Consider the following 15,425-nt stretch of genomic DNA (forward strand, 5'->3'; position numbering starts at 1 on the left):
TTCTCCTGCGCGATCAATGGGATATCCCGATGCCGAGTTCGAGAAACGCAACTTCCGCAGCTAGCAGTTTCTTGTCCACCTTGCCGGCGGGTGTGAGTGGGAAGCGGCGCATGTAGCGCAGGTACTCGGGAAGCTTGTTGGTTTCCAGCCCCTTGCTGCGCAGGTAACCAGAGATCTCGGCCAATGCCGGACGCGCCACGCCGTCGCGCATCGTCAAGCACAAGCACACGCGCTGCCCTAGGTCGGGATCGGGCACCGGCACGCAGGCCGCGCTCACTACGTCCGGGTAGGCGGTGGCGAGGTTCTCGATCTGGACCGTGCTGATGTTCGCGCCACCACGAATGATGATGTCCTTCTTACGTCCGGCCAGCGCTAGCCGGCCGTCGGCATCGATAAAGCCAAGGTCGCCGGTATGGACCCAGCCCTCTGCATCACGATACTTCGCGTCAAGTTCCGGTGCATTGACGTACTGCATCGGAGACATCGGGCCGCGGGCAGTGATCTCTCCCACCTCGCCGTCCTGTACCGCCCGCCCAGACGCATCGACGATCCGAATGTCGCAGACGGCGGGGTTGGGGCGGCCCACGCTTCTGAAAATGACGTCGGCCTCGTCCTCCAGCGTGTTGTGGCAATTGACGCCGTCGGCGGAACCGTAGAGGCTGATGAAGCGGCAATCGAAAGCATTGATGCAGCGGCGGATGCTGGCTTGATCGATGACCGCCCCGCCTGAAACCAGTGCAGTCAGACTGGACTTGTCAATGCCGGCCAGCATGGGGTCGGCGGCCATACGTTGCAGCATGGTCGGCACACCGAGAACATGTGTCGGCTTGAAAGCCGAGATCGCCTCGATCGCCTGCGTCGCCTCGAATTTCGGCAACAGTGCAACCGATCCACCTAGCCAGCACAACACGCCAAAGGTTGCCGTCGAGCCGAAGGCAGAGCCGAGTGGCACAAGATACAGGCCGCGAAACGACTCGCCGTCGGGGTGCAGTCGCTGTAAAAAACGCCCGCGGCCGCCCAGCAGTGCATTGTGGGAATACGCCACAAGCTTGGGTTCCGACTCGGTGCCGGACGAAACGAGGAAACGCACGGGATCGTCGGGGCTGACCGGAGGTAAGTCTTGGGGGGCGATGGGTTGTGTTTGCAGCAGGTGATCCAGACCATGCCAGCCCTCACGGGCGCTGCCATCGATGATCAGCACGCGTAGCGACAAGACGGTAGGCCGCAGCGATTCGATGAGCTGACACATATCAAGCTCGCCGTAAGATGGCGTCACAATCACCGCCCGCGCCTGGCAGCGTTTGAGCAGCGATTCGATGTCGAGCCGACCCCGCCCTGGCGGGAAAGGGGCAACCACCGCACCGAGTGCCGCCGCCGCCAGATCGATGGCGCAACTGTGCCAGGTGTTCGGCAACTGGTAAGCCACCACGTCGCCAGCGACGATGCCGCGCGCTTTCAGGCCAGCTGCCAGCCGCAGCGTTCCGTCGAGCAGTTCACCGTAGCTCACGCTGCCAGCAGGCGACAGCACAGCAGTTTTGCTGGGATTGCATTCGGCATGCTGACGGAACATCTCAAAAACAGAGCGGTTCGGGTACAGGCCCCGCCGCGCCCATTCGCGGCGCAGGCCGCCAGGAACCAGATCGATGATGCCGGCAGCGTTCATTGAAAGCTCCAAGGAGAATTGACGCGCGTATAAGACCCGGGCACCAGGCCGGCAGCCAACCGGGGGTTGTCACGCAGTTCGCTCAAGTCATCCGGCGCGAGTGAGGCGGGAATACCGAGTGGTTCGAGCACGGCGAGCCATTCCGATGCAGTTTTCGACGACAACGCCTCGGGCAGACGGGCATGCAGTTCTGTTGCAGATACGTCCCTACTGAGGCCGGCGGCGCCTGCTAGGGCAGCCATCGTCCGCGCATCCGGGCAATCGAGCGCGAGCCAGCCTTGGCGCGTCGGGTAGACCGCTTGCAAGACGCTGTCCGACGGCAGTGTTTCCCGCGAATGGAGCAGTGCATCCAAATCCTCAGTGCAAAGCAGGCTTGCCGCGCCCAGCAGCGACGACTCCATGCGCAGTCCTGCAGGCAGCAACGATCGGCTCAGTAGCGCAGCGGTCACGCCTTGCGCGGCGACGGCTCCGCCCAGTACATCCAGCACGGTGAAAAGCGATCCACCATCGGTGTGGGAGGCGCGGGCGATCTTGTGTGCGATACCGGAATAAGCCTGCACCACGAAATCGGTGCCGGGCAACGCCTGCTCGCCATCACCCCAGCCACCGGCGTATGCATACACCAGAGCCGGATTGATGCGCCGTAAATCTGCCGAATCGAGTTGCAATGCAGCGGCTTTGCCGGGCGCCCAGTTGTGCAGGAACACGTCTGCCTCTCTCGCAAGTGCGTGAATCTCGGCACGGCCATGCGCTGCCTTGATGTCGATCTCGCGCACGATTTTCGATCGGTTGAGGGCATCGAAGCGGGCGGATACACCCTCGGCTATTGGCGGTACGCCGCGCAACGGATCGCCGCCCGGAGGCTCGATGCGGATCACGGTCGCGCCGAGCATTGCCAGCAGATGGCCGGCCAGCGGCCCCTGGATGCGACGGCAGGATTCAATAACCGTCATGCCGGATAAAGGAAGCGGGCCGGTGGCGCGGTTCGAGCCATAAGGCGCGGACTCGCCTGTCTCGCTCGTGAAAGCCCATGGCCCTCGCCGCCATAGCGGATGTGCATCGATGTCCGCAGCGCGCTCTTGTAGCGAGCGCACCGGGCAGATTGCCACACCGGTATGCGCGCAGACCTCGGCGATCCGTGCATAGGGCAGACGCGCTAGCGCGTCAATCAGTGTGGCGGGCAGCGGGGCGACGGCCTTGGCGTAACGCAGCAGAAAACCATTCCAGCCCTTGCCCGCGCTTTCCATGTCGACGCCGATTTCTGACCAGAATGAGCGCCAAGGCGGCGCATCGAGCGTTTCCAGTTCGAACACCACGCCGTCGGCCGATACGAAGGGCGGCCGCTCTGTCGTCGAACTGCTGCCGGGCAGGATTTTCTCGGGCGATTCCAACGCGGTTGCGCCAGCCAGATACTGCCCAACTGCGAGCATGCCCGCCGACGCCAAAGAGGTCGAAACCCGTTCGCAGGGCACGCCTCGCCGCATCCCAAGAGCACAAGCTAGCGCCCCCTGCAGTGCTAGCGTCGCTGCCAGCGTTGAGACATAGTTCACACCTAGCGGCTGCATTCGCCCGCTGGCACGCCCGTGCACAGACATCAGGCCACATGCCGCCTGCAAAGTGAATTCGGTGGTTGCCGCCGCGCTGTCGGGCCAGCCGCTTATCTCACACGTAATGGGCGACGCATCGGGAAGCAGCAAGCCAAAGGACAGGCTGTGCCCACATTCCCATACCCGCGGCGCTATCTGTGCCATGCCCAGAACCACGCTCTGATAGTCGAGCGAAGAAGTGAGCGGCCCAAACAGAGGGCTAGCGGTTGCCGGCAATCCTGTGATCGTGCAATGAGGTAGAAGCGGCCGCTGCTTCATCTCGCGTGCTCCCTGCTTGCCTGCGTCAAGCGAATCGCACGGCTCGACCCGCCAGCGACCGCAGGTAAGATCGTGACAGAGTCGCCTTCGCGCACAGCAGCGTCCAGTTCGCCGGAGAAGCGGATGTCGCTGTCATTGACGTAGATATTCACGAAGCGGTGTAGCTGGCCGTCCTGCATCAGCCGTTGCTGGATGCCGGGGTGATAGCGTTCCAGATGCGCAATGATGTCGCGGATCGTCGCTCCGCTCGCTTCAACGCGCTTCCGATCGTTAGTCAGCGGGCGCAAGAGGGTGGGGATATGAACGATGATGGTCATGACATTTCCTTCTCCGGGGTCGGAGTGGGGGAGGCAATTGAGTGTGGCGGGACGTAGTGATCAACCGTCCTGATCGATTCTTCGACGACGCAGCCTTCGAAGATGCGAAAACTGCGAACGGCCTGTTCGCACGCAGCGTCGGTGGAGACAATGACGTAATGCGCGTGCGGCTCGGCGGCGCAGGCAATGTCGTCCCGGCTTGGATAAGCATCCGAACTGGTATGCGAGTGGTAGAGCACGAGCGGCTCTTCGCCACGCTCTTCCATCTCTTTCCAGAGGCGGAGTTGTTCGAGCGAATCGAAGCGGAAGGCTTCGGACGATTGCGCAGCATTGCGCATCGAGATCAGCCGCATGGGGCGATTCGAGCCAACCGGGCCGGCAATGACGCCGCAGGTTTCGAGTGGGTGGTCCTGCCTGGCCTGCGCCAGCATGGCGTCGATGAGTTCGGCGAGAATAACAAGCACCTTATCCTCCTTCGCTCAATAGCCTGGCAGCGAGGGATCAACTTCTTTGATCCACGCGAGAATGCCGCCATCTAGGTTCCAGAGCCGGGTAAAGCCCTGTTTTTGCAGCGCTAACAGAACTTGGCGGGAGCGCGCGCCGGATTTGCAGTGCAGGACAATTGGGGCGTTTCGATCAAGCTGCGAAGCGAACTCCGGCAACATTGCCCGGTCCTTAGGAATGTGTTGTGCCCCGGGGATGCGCACGATGTCCCATTCGGTTGCTTCGCGCACGTCGATCAATTGGAAGTTGTCGCCGCGATCCTGCCAGCGCTTGAGTTCGGGCGCGCTGATGGAGGGGGGCTCAGCATCTTGATCGCTCTGACGGCGCAGGCCGCAGAACGCTTGGTAGTCTGTTAGCGCAGCAATCGGCATGCGCTTTGGATCGCGTCGCAGCGGAATGAAGCGATAGCTCATGTCTAGCGCATCGTAGACAGCGAGCCGGCCCAGCAAAGTATCGCCCAGGCCTGTGATGAGCTTTACCGCCTCCGTGGCCATCATCGCGCCAATCGACGCGCACAGGATGCCGAGCACGCCGCCTTCAGAGCAGGACGGAGCAAGTTCGGGCGGCGGTGGCTCAGGGTACAGATCTCGATAGTTGAGCCCGGCGTCGTCTGGTGCTTGCTCCCAGAACACCGAGGCCTGCCCCTCGAAGCGGAAGATGGAGCCCCAGACATAGGGCTTGCCTGCCAGCACGCAGGCATCATTGACCAGATAGCGGGTCGCAAAATTGTCGGTGCCATCGACAACCAAGTCGTACCCACCGAAGATGGACAGCGCATTCGACGCGTCCAGCCTATCCATGTATAGCTGGACTTTGACGTAGGGATTGATGTCGTGGATCGAGTCGCGCGCGCTTTCCGCCTTCGGCTTGCCCAAGTCGGCAACGCCGTGAATGACTTGCCGCTGCAGGTTTGACTCGTCCACCACGTCGAAATCGACGATACCTATCGTGCCGACGCCGGCGGCCGCAAGGTACAGCAAAACTGGCGACCCTAGGCCACCCGCGCCAACGACCAGCACTCTGCTGCTCTTCAAGCGTTTCTGCCCATCGAGACCCACGTCGGGCAACAGCAGATGCCGGCTATAGCGACTGATTTCCGCCGCGCTCAAGTTCGCCGACGGTTCTACCAAAGGGAGCAGCTTCATCGCACTACCCCCTACGCTCATTAATCGAACACAGACAGTCGTCTCCCTGTCCGTGAAGCGGCATGACCGACAGTGAGCGCGTTGTATAGAAAGCGTAGCCATGCCACACCGCCAGCGCGGTGATGGCGGCAACGTTGAAGCAGCGCATTACAAGGAAAAACTGGGCGAGTCGAGACAACTCGCGCCTGGTAGCGAACGGCATGGTGCAGCTCCTGATCAAAGGGGAACGTATCGGGTGCGCAGCGATGGACCGCGCCTGGCATGCAGCGAGCAGCGGTCATGTCGCCAAGGGCACGGCCCGGCGTATTCAGTGCATCAACCCGACGGACGTCCCGTTGGATTTATGCTTGCTCTCCGGCAATGAACACCGGCGGAGCAAGGCCATAGGCGTGCGACGGCGTGCCGCTCAAGCAGCGGCACGAACGCCAGCAGCGATCAGGAAAGCGATGGAGGAGCGCGGGATTGCGGCGCGGCCCAAACAAACAGCGGGCGCGGCGACTGGTAGTAGAGCACGGGCCGCATGGGCGTCCCGTTCAGAAGGGGAAGATGGAATTCAGCCGCAGGAGGAAGTCCCACCGCTCCTGCATGCGTGAAGCAGAAAGGGCAATGTTCGGTCGGTATGGACTTGGCAGGCGCGGAGGACGTGCTGCTTTGCTCGCCCTCGACCTTGATCAGCCTGGAGCCCTTGACCGAGCAAACCTGGACCCACAAGTCATCGGCCCCCTTGGTGGCAGACAGCGCGAAAGAAATGAACGGCGCAAGCGCCGCCAGCAGGACCGCAAAACATACGATCCAAGTGGCAACGTAGCGTGTGTCCCGGTTCATTTCCATATGATTATTTTATCATCGGCGTCATGCAGTCGAGCGAAAACCTTGCTGTCTCACATGCGCAAGTTGAGCCGACGATCGGTGACGAAGATGCCGTCAAGTTAATAGCTGGGATGCTGCAGATGATCTAGTGACAAATTGCCGCGGGGAAAAGAATGGGATCTGTTTTTACTGGCCCAATTTTATTCCCCACGTCTTCATGCTGCATATCGCCAAACGAATGTGGGTCATGACTTGCTGTGCTAATCGACCGATGATTTGAGTTGCCTCTCCCATATGGTGTGGGGCAATAGCCTGTTGGCCGTATTTGAGTCAGCGCGTTCACGCGTGCCATGTGCTCGCGTTCATGAGACGGCGTTGCTGCGATCTTCCTGCCTAAAAATTCCAGACAATACCTGCACGCAGCGTGCGGGGCTCGGCCGGGTGGATGTGGTGGTCATTGATGCCTGTGGCCACGCCATTGGCATCCAGCGGTGATGCTTCGCCCTTGAGCAAAGAGGCATAGTAATAGTCGATGTCGTTCACTTTCTTGTTGAGCGCGTTCAGCACCTCAACAAACACGCGCACGTTCTTCTGCACCCGGTAGCCGAGCTTGAGGTTGACCAGGAACGACGATGCAGAACGTACGCTGTTGTCTTCCACCAGCGGGCGTGGGCCGAAGTAACGCAGGCGCGCGCCCAGTGTCCAGCGTTCGTGCGCCCACGAGACGCCGGCCGATGCGGTGGTCTGGATGGCTTCGGGAATGTAGTCGCCTACCGGATTGCTGTCGCGAAAGCGGGCGCGCGAGAAAGCCGCATCCGCATCCAGGATCAGCTCCGGCAGCGGTGTGTAGTACGCGGCCAATTCCACGCCAGTGCGGCGGCTGGGCCGGCTTGGCTCAGTGGTGCCCGTGTCGCCCGAGAAGACAAGCTCGGAGCCAATGTCCAGCCGCCACAACGATGCGGAAAGCTGCAGGTTGGGTGCGAGCTCCCGCGTGCGCACGCCGATCTCGTAGCCGGTGGCGGGTACCAGCACTGACACCTTCTGCACAGGGTCTCCGCTCACGGGGTCGACGGTGGTGGTCGCGCCGCGCACGTCGTTGCTGTGATAACCCCGGCCCCAGTTCATGAACACATCGGTGCGCGCCGTGGGCGACAGCACCACGCTTAGCTTGGGGCTGACGATGTGGTCAGACCCGCTGCCCGAATTGAGCGGGTTGCTGCTGGCCACGTTGTACCAAAACTGGTCTGCCCGCACGCCAGCAATGGTGCGTAACCACGGGAGCCACTGCGTGCTGTTGCGCAGGTAGAGCGCGGTGCTGGTTTCGTTCACGGTGTCGCTGCGCACCAGTGCGTAGGGCTGGCGTGCCTCCGTGTTGCTGAGGCTGATCGGGTCGAGCCGGTCAAACCGAGTTTGCGAGCCGAACTCGGTTTCGCTCTCGCGCCCTGCCAATGTCCCCAGCCACGTGCGTGACGCATTCACACCCGTGGTGACCCGGTTCTCGAACTGCTCGAACTGGTCTCCCTGCACGGGGTTGTTGAGCGCATAGGTGAAGTCGGAGAACAGCTGCAATCGGCTCTTGATGACGTACGCATTGGCCTTGAGCTGTCCGTCGGCTAGGGGGCGCAACCAGTCGACCGACAGGCTGTAGCGCGAGGCGGCCCCACCATCGGTCGGGTCGATGGCGCCAAAGCGCGAGATGAGTCCTTCGTTGATGGCGCGCAGCGGCACTTGGTCGGTCGACTGCCACGCGTTCTTGTACGCCATGCCGGTGATGCTTACACGCTCGCCGCCGCCCAGCGGTACGGTGTAGCGCAGCACACCGTTGAGCTTGTGCACGCCCTCGGGCACCGTCCACGGGCCGTTCTCGCCCAGCCACTCGAAGCCGTAAAGCAGCGTGCCGGGGCCGACGGTGTTGGCGTTGGCCAGCAGGCCGCGCCGGTAGTTGTGCTCACCCAGTTCGAACTGCGCAATACCCTGCGGCAGGCGGTCGACATAGTCGATGCGTACCGCGCCGGCAGCGGAAAAGTCGCCTTCTTCCGCAAAGTAAGTGCCTTTCTTATAGGCAATGCCGCTGACCAGCTCGGGGATGACGAAGTTGAGATCGGTGTAGCCCTGACCATGCGCGTTCGTGCGCATGTTGACCGGCATGCCGGCCACGGTGGTGGCCAGGTCTGTGCCGTGGTCGAGGTTGAAGCCGCGCAGGAAGTACTGGTTGGCTTTGCCGTCGCCGCTGTGCTGGGTGACGATCAGGCCTGGTACCGTCTCCAGCAGTTCGCCCGGTCGCAGCAGGGGCCGGTTCTCCAGTTGGGCGCGCGGCACGTAGCCCTGGTTGGCCGCCTCACCCGTGGCCGCAGCGGTGGCTGCAGAGCCGCTGACGGTGGTGGCCTCCAATTGCACCTCGGGCTGTTGCACGCCGCCCGCATGGGCAGCACCTGAATGCACCAGGGCATAGCCCAGCCCCCACAGCGCTCCGATCGACCACGCCTGACTCGCACGCATCCACCCACTCCCTGACGCTTGATATTTGTGTATGAAGATTTATGCAAACTTCATACCAACATGCAAGTTTGGCGTCACATGCTTGCCAGTGATGGGCTCAATGCGGGTGATGGTGGTGGTGCCCGTGGTCGTCCGGGGTGCCCGAGGTCATGATCAGGTTGAGCTGGCCTTGCTTGACGCCGCGCTCGCTGCTTATGGCATCGGCCAGACGGCGCACGGCACTGGCAGGCCCACGCAGGATGACGGTCTCGATGCAGTGCTCATCATCCAGATGCGCGTGCATGGTGGACACCGTCAGGCCGTGGTGGGCGTGCTGGATGCGCGTCAGCCGCTCAGCCAACTCACGCTCGTGGTGGTTGTAGATGTACGACAGGTTGGCCACGCAGGGGCCATCTTCGTTGTGCGATTCTCGCCAGCGGTCCAGGTGCACGCGCAGGAGGTCGCGTACCGCTTCCGAGCGGTTGGCGTAACCGTGCTCCGCCATCAGCCGGTCAAACTCGGCGGCCAGCGCATCGTCCAGAGAGATCGTGAAGCGTTCCATAGTGGGGCATCAAGGCACCCGCTTTGTGCATTGCCCGGGGGTGGGCTAGGCAGGGCAGGCAAGTGGTTCGATTGTACTGAGCAGATACGCCCGCGCACGCGAGTGGAGTTCTTATGGGAGCTTGTACCGATCTATCGGGATAGTGGACTTTCAAAAGTCCATCACACATGATAACTATTCTTATCGCAATAGCTGCATTGAAGCACTAAACTGCCTTCTATGAAAACGCGTCTGCTTCCCGTTCATCCCTCGGTCGACACCCCACCTGATTTCCCCGACACCGCCGAACTGGCGGCGCTGCGTGCCTGGCATGCTGGTTTGTCCACCCGCGAAGCCGTTGAGCGGTACCTGGGCGAGCGCCGGGTGCCAGGGCAGTCCTCGCGCAGCGTGCTCAGCCGCATCCGGCTCCAGCTCGCCACGTTTGCGCGCCAGCGGCAGCGCGAGGACCTGGCGGTACTGTTTGAGATACCAGCGGCTGAGCGCGCCAAACAGGGCAGGGCGGCTGACCAGGCGATCGAACTGCTTCGCACGCTGCCGCTGCCAGCCCCGCTGATCAGCGATGACGTGGAACGATGGCTGGACGCGCGCGCCGTCGCCGCACTGCGGGCCGTCGGCATCGACACCCTGGCGGATCTGACCGTCCGCGTGCCGCGCCGGCGTCGTTGGTGGGCGGCCATTCCTGGGCTGGGGCAGGCTGGTGCGCGGCGGATCGAGGCGTTCTTTGCCGAACACCCGCGATTGACCGAGCGTGCCCGGGCGCTGATCGCTGCACAGGTCCGCGGTGTGGTGGTGCCCTGGGAGCAATTGCGGCTGCCGCACGAAGTCGACGGCTCGCAAGGGCAATTCCGTGCGCCGCGCGCGACCTGCGTGCTCACTGCCGACAACGACTACGAGGCCGTCCAGGCCTGGCTTTCCCTACACGAATCCCCCGCAACCCAGCGGGCGTACCGCAAAGAAGCCGAGCGCTTGATGTTGTGGGCGATCGTCGAACGCGGTCGGCCGCTATCGTCACTGACCACCGAGGATGCAATCGCCTACCGTGGCTTCCTGCGTCGACCAACGCCGCGAGAACGCTGGGTCGGGCCGGCACGCCCGCGCACATCCGTCGAGTGGCGGCCATTCACGGACGGGTTGTCTGCGCGCTCGGTCGCCTACGCGTTGTCCGTGTTGGGGGCCATGTTCCGGTGGCTGATTCAGCAGCGCTACATGCTGGCCAACCCGTTCGCTGGCGTCAAGGTGCGCGGCGGCGGCAGGACTGCCGCGCTGGATGCCTCGCATGCATTTAGCGACGGCGAATGGGCGCTCGTGCGCACGATTGCCGACGGTTTGGAGTGGTCCTACGGCTGGGAAGCACCCGCCGCACAGCGGCTGCGTTTTGTATTGGATTTTGGCTATGCAACGGGCCTGCGGGCGAGCGAACTCGTTTCTTCCAAGCTCGGTGACGTCGAAACGGATCGGCAGGGCGATCACTGGCTGAACCTGGTGGGGAAGGGGAGCCGCGCCGGCAAGGTCGCGCTGCCGCCGCTCGCGTGTTCGGCTATCGACCGCTACCTAGTAGAGCGCGGGCTGCCCGTCACGCGGTCGCGCTGGAACCCGAAGACGCCGCTGGTTGGTGGCTTGGGGTTGGATCCTGGCGGCGGGATTACGGGAACGCGGTTGTGGAGTGTGGTGCGGCGGTTTTTTGAGACCGCCGCCGATGTCATCGAGAACGACCATGCAGTAATGGCTGAGAAGCTACGCAAGGCCAGCCCACACTGGATGCGGCATACGCATGCCACTCACGCACTCGCGCGCGGTGCGGAACTGACCACCGTGCGGGATAACCTGCGGCACGCGTCCATCTCGACGACGTCGATCTATCTGCATGGTGACGACGTGAAGCGGGCTCGGCAGATCAATGCGGCTTTTGCGGCAGAATGAAATCAAGGCCGCAATGGCCCGAAAGCCATTACCAATGGAGTCCGACCGTTATGAAGCCGACCTTCCAGGAGCGCCAAGAACTTAGAAGTCAGTTTGCCAACGATGTCGACAGGATGGTGCTTTGCTTGCAAGCGACTGCCGTCACCGCCACAGATGATGAAGTCGTCCAGGCTTGGGCTGAGTACTCCGACGACAACCGTGCTGGTTGGCTAACTCTTCCAGAAAGTGATGAGACCTTACGCCAGCTTCTGATCAAGTATTTGACAATAACAAGGACACGACTCGTTTGGCGCGTCACCGGCGTCGAAGCAACGGACGGGACCGGCGATTTCATCGTCCCGCTGCCATCGGAACTGCTTGAACAGTTGGGGTGGCAAATCGGCGAGGAATTGGCGCTTGAACAAGTTGAACCCGGCACCGTGCGGTTGCGACGCACCTAGGCAGTGTCTCCGCGGCGCGGGGAAGGTCAAAAGTGGTTACGGACAGTCTTAACAGAATCGTGTCCCTAAAGGAACTCAACGATATTGGGGCACGCAACGCAGGTACCAAATGGCACAAGCGGTCGAATCTGACATTACGACGTAGGGTTCCGTTGGAAAGTGGCGAATTTCGACCCATCTTTCCGTTGGAGCGGTGTGTTTGCGTCACATCTCGGCCCTGCCTTTTTACTACGAAACGCGTGTAATTTGCATTATGTTAAATCACGACGCAAATTGTGGGCGCGTCTACAACAGGCGCTGCGTGCAATCCAGGCACGCGCGGAACCGGCAACCGCGTGACCGGCAACACATCAGCAAGTCCAGCACCTCCCTCTTCGAAACGCCTGCATCGAGCAGGCGTTTTTTCTTCTTCTCGATCTTCCTGTAGTAGCGCCTACGCGGCGCGTCTTGGATGCCACGGCGCAGATGCCGGATGTGCCAATAAAGGTTCCGGATCTCGCGCGCCAGCGCCCGCTTTTCATCGTCAGACACTTCGCCCCTGCGTGTTATCTTTACGCAACACTAGCAATGGGGTGCGCGATGCGCAACATCAACCTGTGGACGATTTTGATCTGCCTTGCCGGCGGCCTATACGTCTACGAGTACTACCCGCGAAACGGCGCCAAGATCGAAATTGCCATCCCGGCAGTCACCCATCAGGAACCGGCCGTAGCACCTGCACCTGAGCCGCCAAAGCCCGCACCAGTAGTCAACACACAGCCCACATACACGCCACCGCCACCAGCACCGGCGCAGCCACAGCAATCGGGCAGCATCGATCCGTGGACGGCCGAGCTAGCGCGCCAAGCTGACGCCCGCATCGCACGCCAACGCGGCGAGTGGGCAGCGCAAGACCGGCAAGCCGCCCAGGTACAGGCAGCGCAAGCAAACGCCGCTGCAGCAACCTGCATCGGTCTACGGCAAGAGAAAGAGGGAATTTTGGCGAGCCAACGCCACGGTGGGACGGCTCAATGGATGAACTATCTGAACGACCGGTTCCACACCGTCTCAGACGCGCTGTATCGCAACCGCTGCTGAAAATCCCAGCTGGAGATCCACACGATGGTTTTTGAAGGCCCGCGCCAGGACTAGCTTTGCTGGCGATTTTTCCTGCAGGAGAAAAGCGGGCTTGCAAGAGAGGGGGTGTTTGGATGTGGGCAGCCTTGTATGTACCTACCTGGTCGTACCCGCTGCTCGGTCCCGCCAGCCGCACTGGCCGTGCGACAACCGCCAGAGATCCCGCCCACGCCCCACCTCTACCGCCTGGTCATGGGCGCGGACACTCCCGACGCTAGTCCATATCGATCACGTCATCGATCGAGTGCAACGAGATCACCAAGCGCAGGCGCGACACCCCACGCTCCTTCATCGCACGCTCTATCAACTCCTCAAGCGTCACCGACCAAGCATCAGAGCCCCACGAGGTGTCAGCCAAAATCGAAAAGCGGTCAGGCACGCCACCAGGAACCTCGTTGATTCGCGTCAGATCCAGCATCTCAGCCTCGCAAGACTTTTTTCGTTACGCGCTTACGCGTAACAGGTTTGACAGCAACTTCACCACTGCCGACCTTGCCATAGACCTGCAGCAGCTCGATCTTGTAGTTATCAATCGCCGCACGAGCTGAGACCAGCTCACGCGCCAACTGCTCAATCTCCCGCTCAGCATCAACGTTCTTATCGAGCTGAACAGACAACTCGTAACGCACGCGAAACAACTCGTCGCAAACCTCAGCCAAATGATCGTTCTCACGGTCGCGCCCGTTCAAATAGCCTTCCAGCTCATCAATACGCTTACGAGCCTCCACCAGCTCAGCACGCAACCATTCCACCTCGAGGCGGCACTCATCGTAGGCATCAACGTCGGAAAGCATTTCCGTTACAGTCATGCACTTAGTAACGGATTTAGCCTCAACCGGCTGCTGAGCCTTGCGACGAGCTCGAAACGCTGCCTGCCGCTCTGCATTGCTCATCGCGTGCGCCTTGCGCGGACGACCACGGCCACGCTTCTGCTCTACACCAGCCAGCTCGCCAGTCACGTTATCCGTTACGTCACGCATATCAACCCCACACCTTGACTGCAACGACGCAGAGCACCAGAAGGCTCGCAACACCGCCCCACAGCGCAACCTTAAGGCGCAGCGCACGACGACGACAGTCCTCCAGGAACATCTCCCGAATCTCCGGGATCGCCATCAGCTCAGACTCCGTATAAACCGGCCCGGAAACAACGGAATTATTCGTTACGTCACGCATATTCGCCTCCCGATCTGATGAATCTATTTTACGTTACTCGTAACGGATATTCAATTACTGTTACACTTTTCCCCGTAACGAAAATTACCCATGTGACCAATGCTGCGTTCCGTCGTACGCAGCACTGCGCCGGATATGCCGCGGCGGCGCGGCATCGTCCGGGATGTTCGTAATGCTCGGCGGCAGATCCACGACGCCACGACCCATCACCTGGTCATCCTGGGCGGGCCAACCCTCCGGGCCAAAGTCCTGCACACGCTCATCGCGTGCGCTGCGCAAATCAGCGCCAGACATCGCACGCACACCCTCGACCTGCTTCTCCGGCACCTTGCCGTAAATATCGATGGGCCACATCGTCACGACGATGCGCCGCTCTCCCTTCGCCAGGATGACGTGCTGGCCGTACTGCGACTCCTGCACCTTCCAACCCAGCTCCTCCACGGTCGCGGCCGACAGTCGCTCACGCACGCGTGATGAGTCGTCATACCAAGCGACCAGCACGTCGGCCTGGCCACGAGCACGTGCCCACCCTTCCAGGCGCGGCCGGTACTTCTTCGCCAGACCAGCAATGAAATCGTCGTCCTCCGGCGCTGGCTTCGGATCCGCAGCTTTCGCGGCCGGAGCTGCGGGAACCTTCTCAGCACCGGCCACCGGCGGCGTGCTCGAGCTCGTGACACTCGTTGTGACCACGTGCTTTTCCTCCGGCTTGGACCCAACCAAACCACCGCCCTTGAACAGGTACACGAGATAGCCGATAGCACCGAACGCAACCAAGGCGAAGAGCGGGATCCACACCCGGAAGGCCTTGGTCTTGAAAATATTCGCAGCACTGTCTTCCAGCGTATCGGTGTTCGTCGTGCCGTCGGTATGGCTCTTGTAGAGACCGAAGTACTTTTCCTCGTACTCCCCGGACCCGTCCGACACCTTCTCGAAGCGATCCCCCTTCTGCCCCTTCACCTTCTTGTAGACGGTCCACTTGAACTCGTTCGGCTTGCCGACCACGTCCTTCTTCTGGAACACATATTTCCGGTCGATACGACGCTTCCAGATGTTGTGCACGTCGTTCAGATCCTGCCCCATCAAGATAATGTCGATGCCGTCGTGACCGTGCTGCGTCACGAACTTCGTCATCGGCTTGTCCAGCGGCTTGAAGCTCGACGGCCAGTAATCCTGCGCCTCGTCCAACACGTAGAGCGCATCCTTCACGACGTGCTCATAGAGACGCGGCATATCCTCGTCACCGATGCACTTCACCAGCTCGCGCACGCGCTCTACATCAACGCCGGTGAGCTCGGCAGCCATCTCCATGTTGAAGCCATCGACATTGGTGACAACATGCCGCCCCTTGATGATCGCTTCGAGGATCCACTTCACAACGGCCGTGTACGATTTACCCGCACGCGGCAGACCTTCAAAGAAATTGATCATG

16 protein-coding genes are annotated in these 15,425 nt (G+C 61.4%); 3 read left to right on the top strand and 13 right to left on the bottom strand.

Going from position 1 to position 15,425, the window contains the following annotated elements:
* Nucleotides 1-13 precede the first annotated feature (13 nt).
* The 8 genes from F7R11_RS10575 to nikR form a co-directional block, all read right to left on the bottom strand.
* Nucleotides 14-1,663, bottom strand: coding sequence for a class I adenylate-forming enzyme family protein (locus F7R11_RS10575; RefSeq protein ID WP_064803372.1), 1,650 nt, complete (start codon nucleotides 1,661-1,663; stop codon nucleotides 14-16).
* On the bottom strand, nucleotides 1,660-3,528 hold the full coding sequence (locus tag F7R11_RS10580; protein WP_064803374.1) for a CoA transferase: 1,869 nt from the start codon (nucleotides 3,526-3,528) through the stop codon (nucleotides 1,660-1,662). Before F7R11_RS10580 ends, F7R11_RS10575 begins: the two co-directional genes overlap by 4 nt.
* Entirely contained in the window at nucleotides 3,525-3,845 is a 321-nt protein-coding gene (locus F7R11_RS10585; protein WP_064803376.1) for a MoaD/ThiS family protein, read from the bottom strand. Before F7R11_RS10585 ends, F7R11_RS10580 begins: the two co-directional genes overlap by 4 nt.
* Nucleotides 3,842-4,309 carry a M67 family metallopeptidase gene (locus tag F7R11_RS10590; protein WP_064803378.1) on the bottom strand — a complete coding sequence of 156 codons (468 nt, stop codon included), beginning with the start codon at nucleotides 4,307-4,309 and terminating at the stop codon, nucleotides 3,842-3,844. Before F7R11_RS10590 ends, F7R11_RS10585 begins: the two co-directional genes overlap by 4 nt.
* A 15-nt stretch (nucleotides 4,310-4,324) precedes the next feature.
* The gene (gene moeB, locus F7R11_RS10595) at nucleotides 4,325-5,494 is read right to left on the bottom strand and encodes a molybdopterin-synthase adenylyltransferase MoeB (RefSeq protein WP_064803380.1); all 1,170 of its coding nucleotides are present in this window, start codon (nucleotides 5,492-5,494) and stop codon (nucleotides 4,325-4,327) included.
* 435 nt (nucleotides 5,495-5,929) lie between these two features.
* A complete protein-coding gene (locus F7R11_RS10600; RefSeq protein WP_231973199.1) occupies nucleotides 5,930-6,325 on the bottom strand; it encodes a DUF2946 domain-containing protein in 396 nt (131 codons plus the stop codon).
* Nucleotides 6,326-6,697: 372 nt separating this feature from the next.
* Nucleotides 6,698-8,803 (bottom strand): TonB-dependent receptor, encoded by a 2,106-nt coding sequence (locus F7R11_RS10605; RefSeq protein WP_064803386.1) that lies wholly within the window; start codon nucleotides 8,801-8,803, stop codon nucleotides 6,698-6,700.
* A gap of 97 nt (nucleotides 8,804-8,900) precedes the next feature.
* Nucleotides 8,901-9,344 carry a nickel-responsive transcriptional regulator NikR gene (gene nikR, locus F7R11_RS10610; protein WP_064803388.1) on the bottom strand — a complete coding sequence of 148 codons (444 nt, stop codon included), beginning with the start codon at nucleotides 9,342-9,344 and terminating at the stop codon, nucleotides 8,901-8,903.
* Nucleotides 9,345-9,563: 219 nt separating this feature from the next.
* Here nikR and F7R11_RS10615 point away from each other — a divergent pair, with 219 nt between their 5' ends.
* Both F7R11_RS10615 and F7R11_RS10620 read left to right on the top strand, forming a co-directional pair.
* The gene (locus tag F7R11_RS10615) at nucleotides 9,564-11,264 is read left to right on the top strand and encodes a site-specific integrase (RefSeq protein WP_064803390.1); all 1,701 of its coding nucleotides are present in this window, start codon (nucleotides 9,564-9,566) and stop codon (nucleotides 11,262-11,264) included.
* Nucleotides 11,265-11,314: 50 nt separating this feature from the next.
* Nucleotides 11,315-11,704, top strand: a complete 390-nt coding sequence (locus F7R11_RS10620) for a hypothetical protein (protein ID WP_064803392.1) — start codon at nucleotides 11,315-11,317, stop codon at nucleotides 11,702-11,704.
* 285 nt (nucleotides 11,705-11,989) lie between these two features.
* Here the strand turns inward: F7R11_RS10620 and F7R11_RS10625 are convergent, their stop codons facing one another.
* Entirely contained in the window at nucleotides 11,990-12,235 is a 246-nt protein-coding gene (locus F7R11_RS10625) for a hypothetical protein (protein WP_231973201.1), read from the bottom strand.
* 48 nt (nucleotides 12,236-12,283) lie between these two features.
* On the opposite strand from F7R11_RS10625, the gene F7R11_RS10630 reads away from it, so the two are divergent.
* The gene (locus F7R11_RS10630; protein WP_231973203.1) at nucleotides 12,284-12,781 is read left to right on the top strand and encodes a hypothetical protein; all 498 of its coding nucleotides are present in this window, start codon (nucleotides 12,284-12,286) and stop codon (nucleotides 12,779-12,781) included.
* A gap of 253 nt (nucleotides 12,782-13,034) precedes the next feature.
* Here F7R11_RS10630 and F7R11_RS10635 read toward each other — a convergent pair whose 3' ends face one another.
* From F7R11_RS10635 to F7R11_RS10650, 4 genes are all read right to left on the bottom strand, one after another.
* Nucleotides 13,035-13,238, bottom strand: a complete 204-nt coding sequence (locus tag F7R11_RS10635) for a hypothetical protein (RefSeq protein WP_064803395.1) — start codon at nucleotides 13,236-13,238, stop codon at nucleotides 13,035-13,037.
* A gap of 1 nt (nucleotide 13,239) precedes the next feature.
* Nucleotides 13,240-13,800: a hypothetical protein gene (locus F7R11_RS10640; RefSeq protein ID WP_064803397.1), complete on the bottom strand. Its 561-nt coding sequence runs from the start codon at nucleotides 13,798-13,800 to the stop codon at nucleotides 13,240-13,242.
* A gap of 1 nt (nucleotide 13,801) precedes the next feature.
* Nucleotides 13,802-13,996 carry a hypothetical protein gene (locus F7R11_RS10645; protein WP_064803399.1) on the bottom strand — a complete coding sequence of 65 codons (195 nt, stop codon included), beginning with the start codon at nucleotides 13,994-13,996 and terminating at the stop codon, nucleotides 13,802-13,804.
* A gap of 84 nt (nucleotides 13,997-14,080) precedes the next feature.
* Nucleotides 14,081-15,424, bottom strand: a complete 1,344-nt coding sequence (locus F7R11_RS10650) for a zonular occludens toxin domain-containing protein (RefSeq protein WP_064803401.1) — start codon at nucleotides 15,422-15,424, stop codon at nucleotides 14,081-14,083.
* Between the last annotated feature and the right edge of the window lies 1 nt (nucleotide 15,425).

The organism is Ralstonia insidiosa (assembly GCF_008801405.1).
Lineage (GTDB): Bacteria > Pseudomonadota > Gammaproteobacteria > Burkholderiales > Burkholderiaceae > Ralstonia > Ralstonia insidiosa.

Bases quoted from the DNA above. Each gene is read 5' to 3' on its own strand.
- F7R11_RS10575 (WP_064803372.1), bottom strand. From the start codon at position 1,663: ATGAACGCTGCCGGCATCATCGATCTGGTTCCTGGCGGCCTGCGCCGC.
- F7R11_RS10580 (WP_064803374.1), bottom strand. From the start codon at position 3,528: ATGAAGCAGCGGCCGCTTCTACCTCATTGCACGATCACAGGATTGCCG.
- F7R11_RS10585 (WP_064803376.1), bottom strand. From the start codon at position 3,845: ATGACCATCATCGTTCATATCCCCACCCTCTTGCGCCCGCTGACTAAC.
- moeB (WP_064803380.1), bottom strand. From the start codon at position 5,494: ATGAAGCTGCTCCCTTTGGTAGAACCGTCGGCGAACTTGAGCGCGGCG.
- F7R11_RS10600 (WP_231973199.1), bottom strand. From the start codon at position 6,325: ATGGAAATGAACCGGGACACACGCTACGTTGCCACTTGGATCGTATGT.
- F7R11_RS10605 (WP_064803386.1), bottom strand. From the start codon at position 8,803: ATGCGTGCGAGTCAGGCGTGGTCGATCGGAGCGCTGTGGGGGCTGGGC.
- nikR (WP_064803388.1), bottom strand. From the start codon at position 9,344: ATGGAACGCTTCACGATCTCTCTGGACGATGCGCTGGCCGCCGAGTTT.
- F7R11_RS10615 (WP_064803390.1), top strand. From the start codon at position 9,564: ATGAAAACGCGTCTGCTTCCCGTTCATCCCTCGGTCGACACCCCACCT.
- F7R11_RS10620 (WP_064803392.1), top strand. From the start codon at position 11,315: ATGAAGCCGACCTTCCAGGAGCGCCAAGAACTTAGAAGTCAGTTTGCC.
- F7R11_RS10630 (WP_231973203.1), top strand. From the start codon at position 12,284: ATGCGCAACATCAACCTGTGGACGATTTTGATCTGCCTTGCCGGCGGC.
- F7R11_RS10635 (WP_064803395.1), bottom strand. From the start codon at position 13,238: ATGCTGGATCTGACGCGAATCAACGAGGTTCCTGGTGGCGTGCCTGAC.
- F7R11_RS10640 (WP_064803397.1), bottom strand. From the start codon at position 13,800: ATGCGTGACGTAACGGATAACGTGACTGGCGAGCTGGCTGGTGTAGAG.
- F7R11_RS10645 (WP_064803399.1), bottom strand. From the start codon at position 13,996: ATGCGTGACGTAACGAATAATTCCGTTGTTTCCGGGCCGGTTTATACG.
- F7R11_RS10650 (WP_064803401.1), bottom strand. From the start codon at position 15,424: ATGATCAATTTCTTTGAAGGTCTGCCGCGTGCGGGTAAATCGTACACG.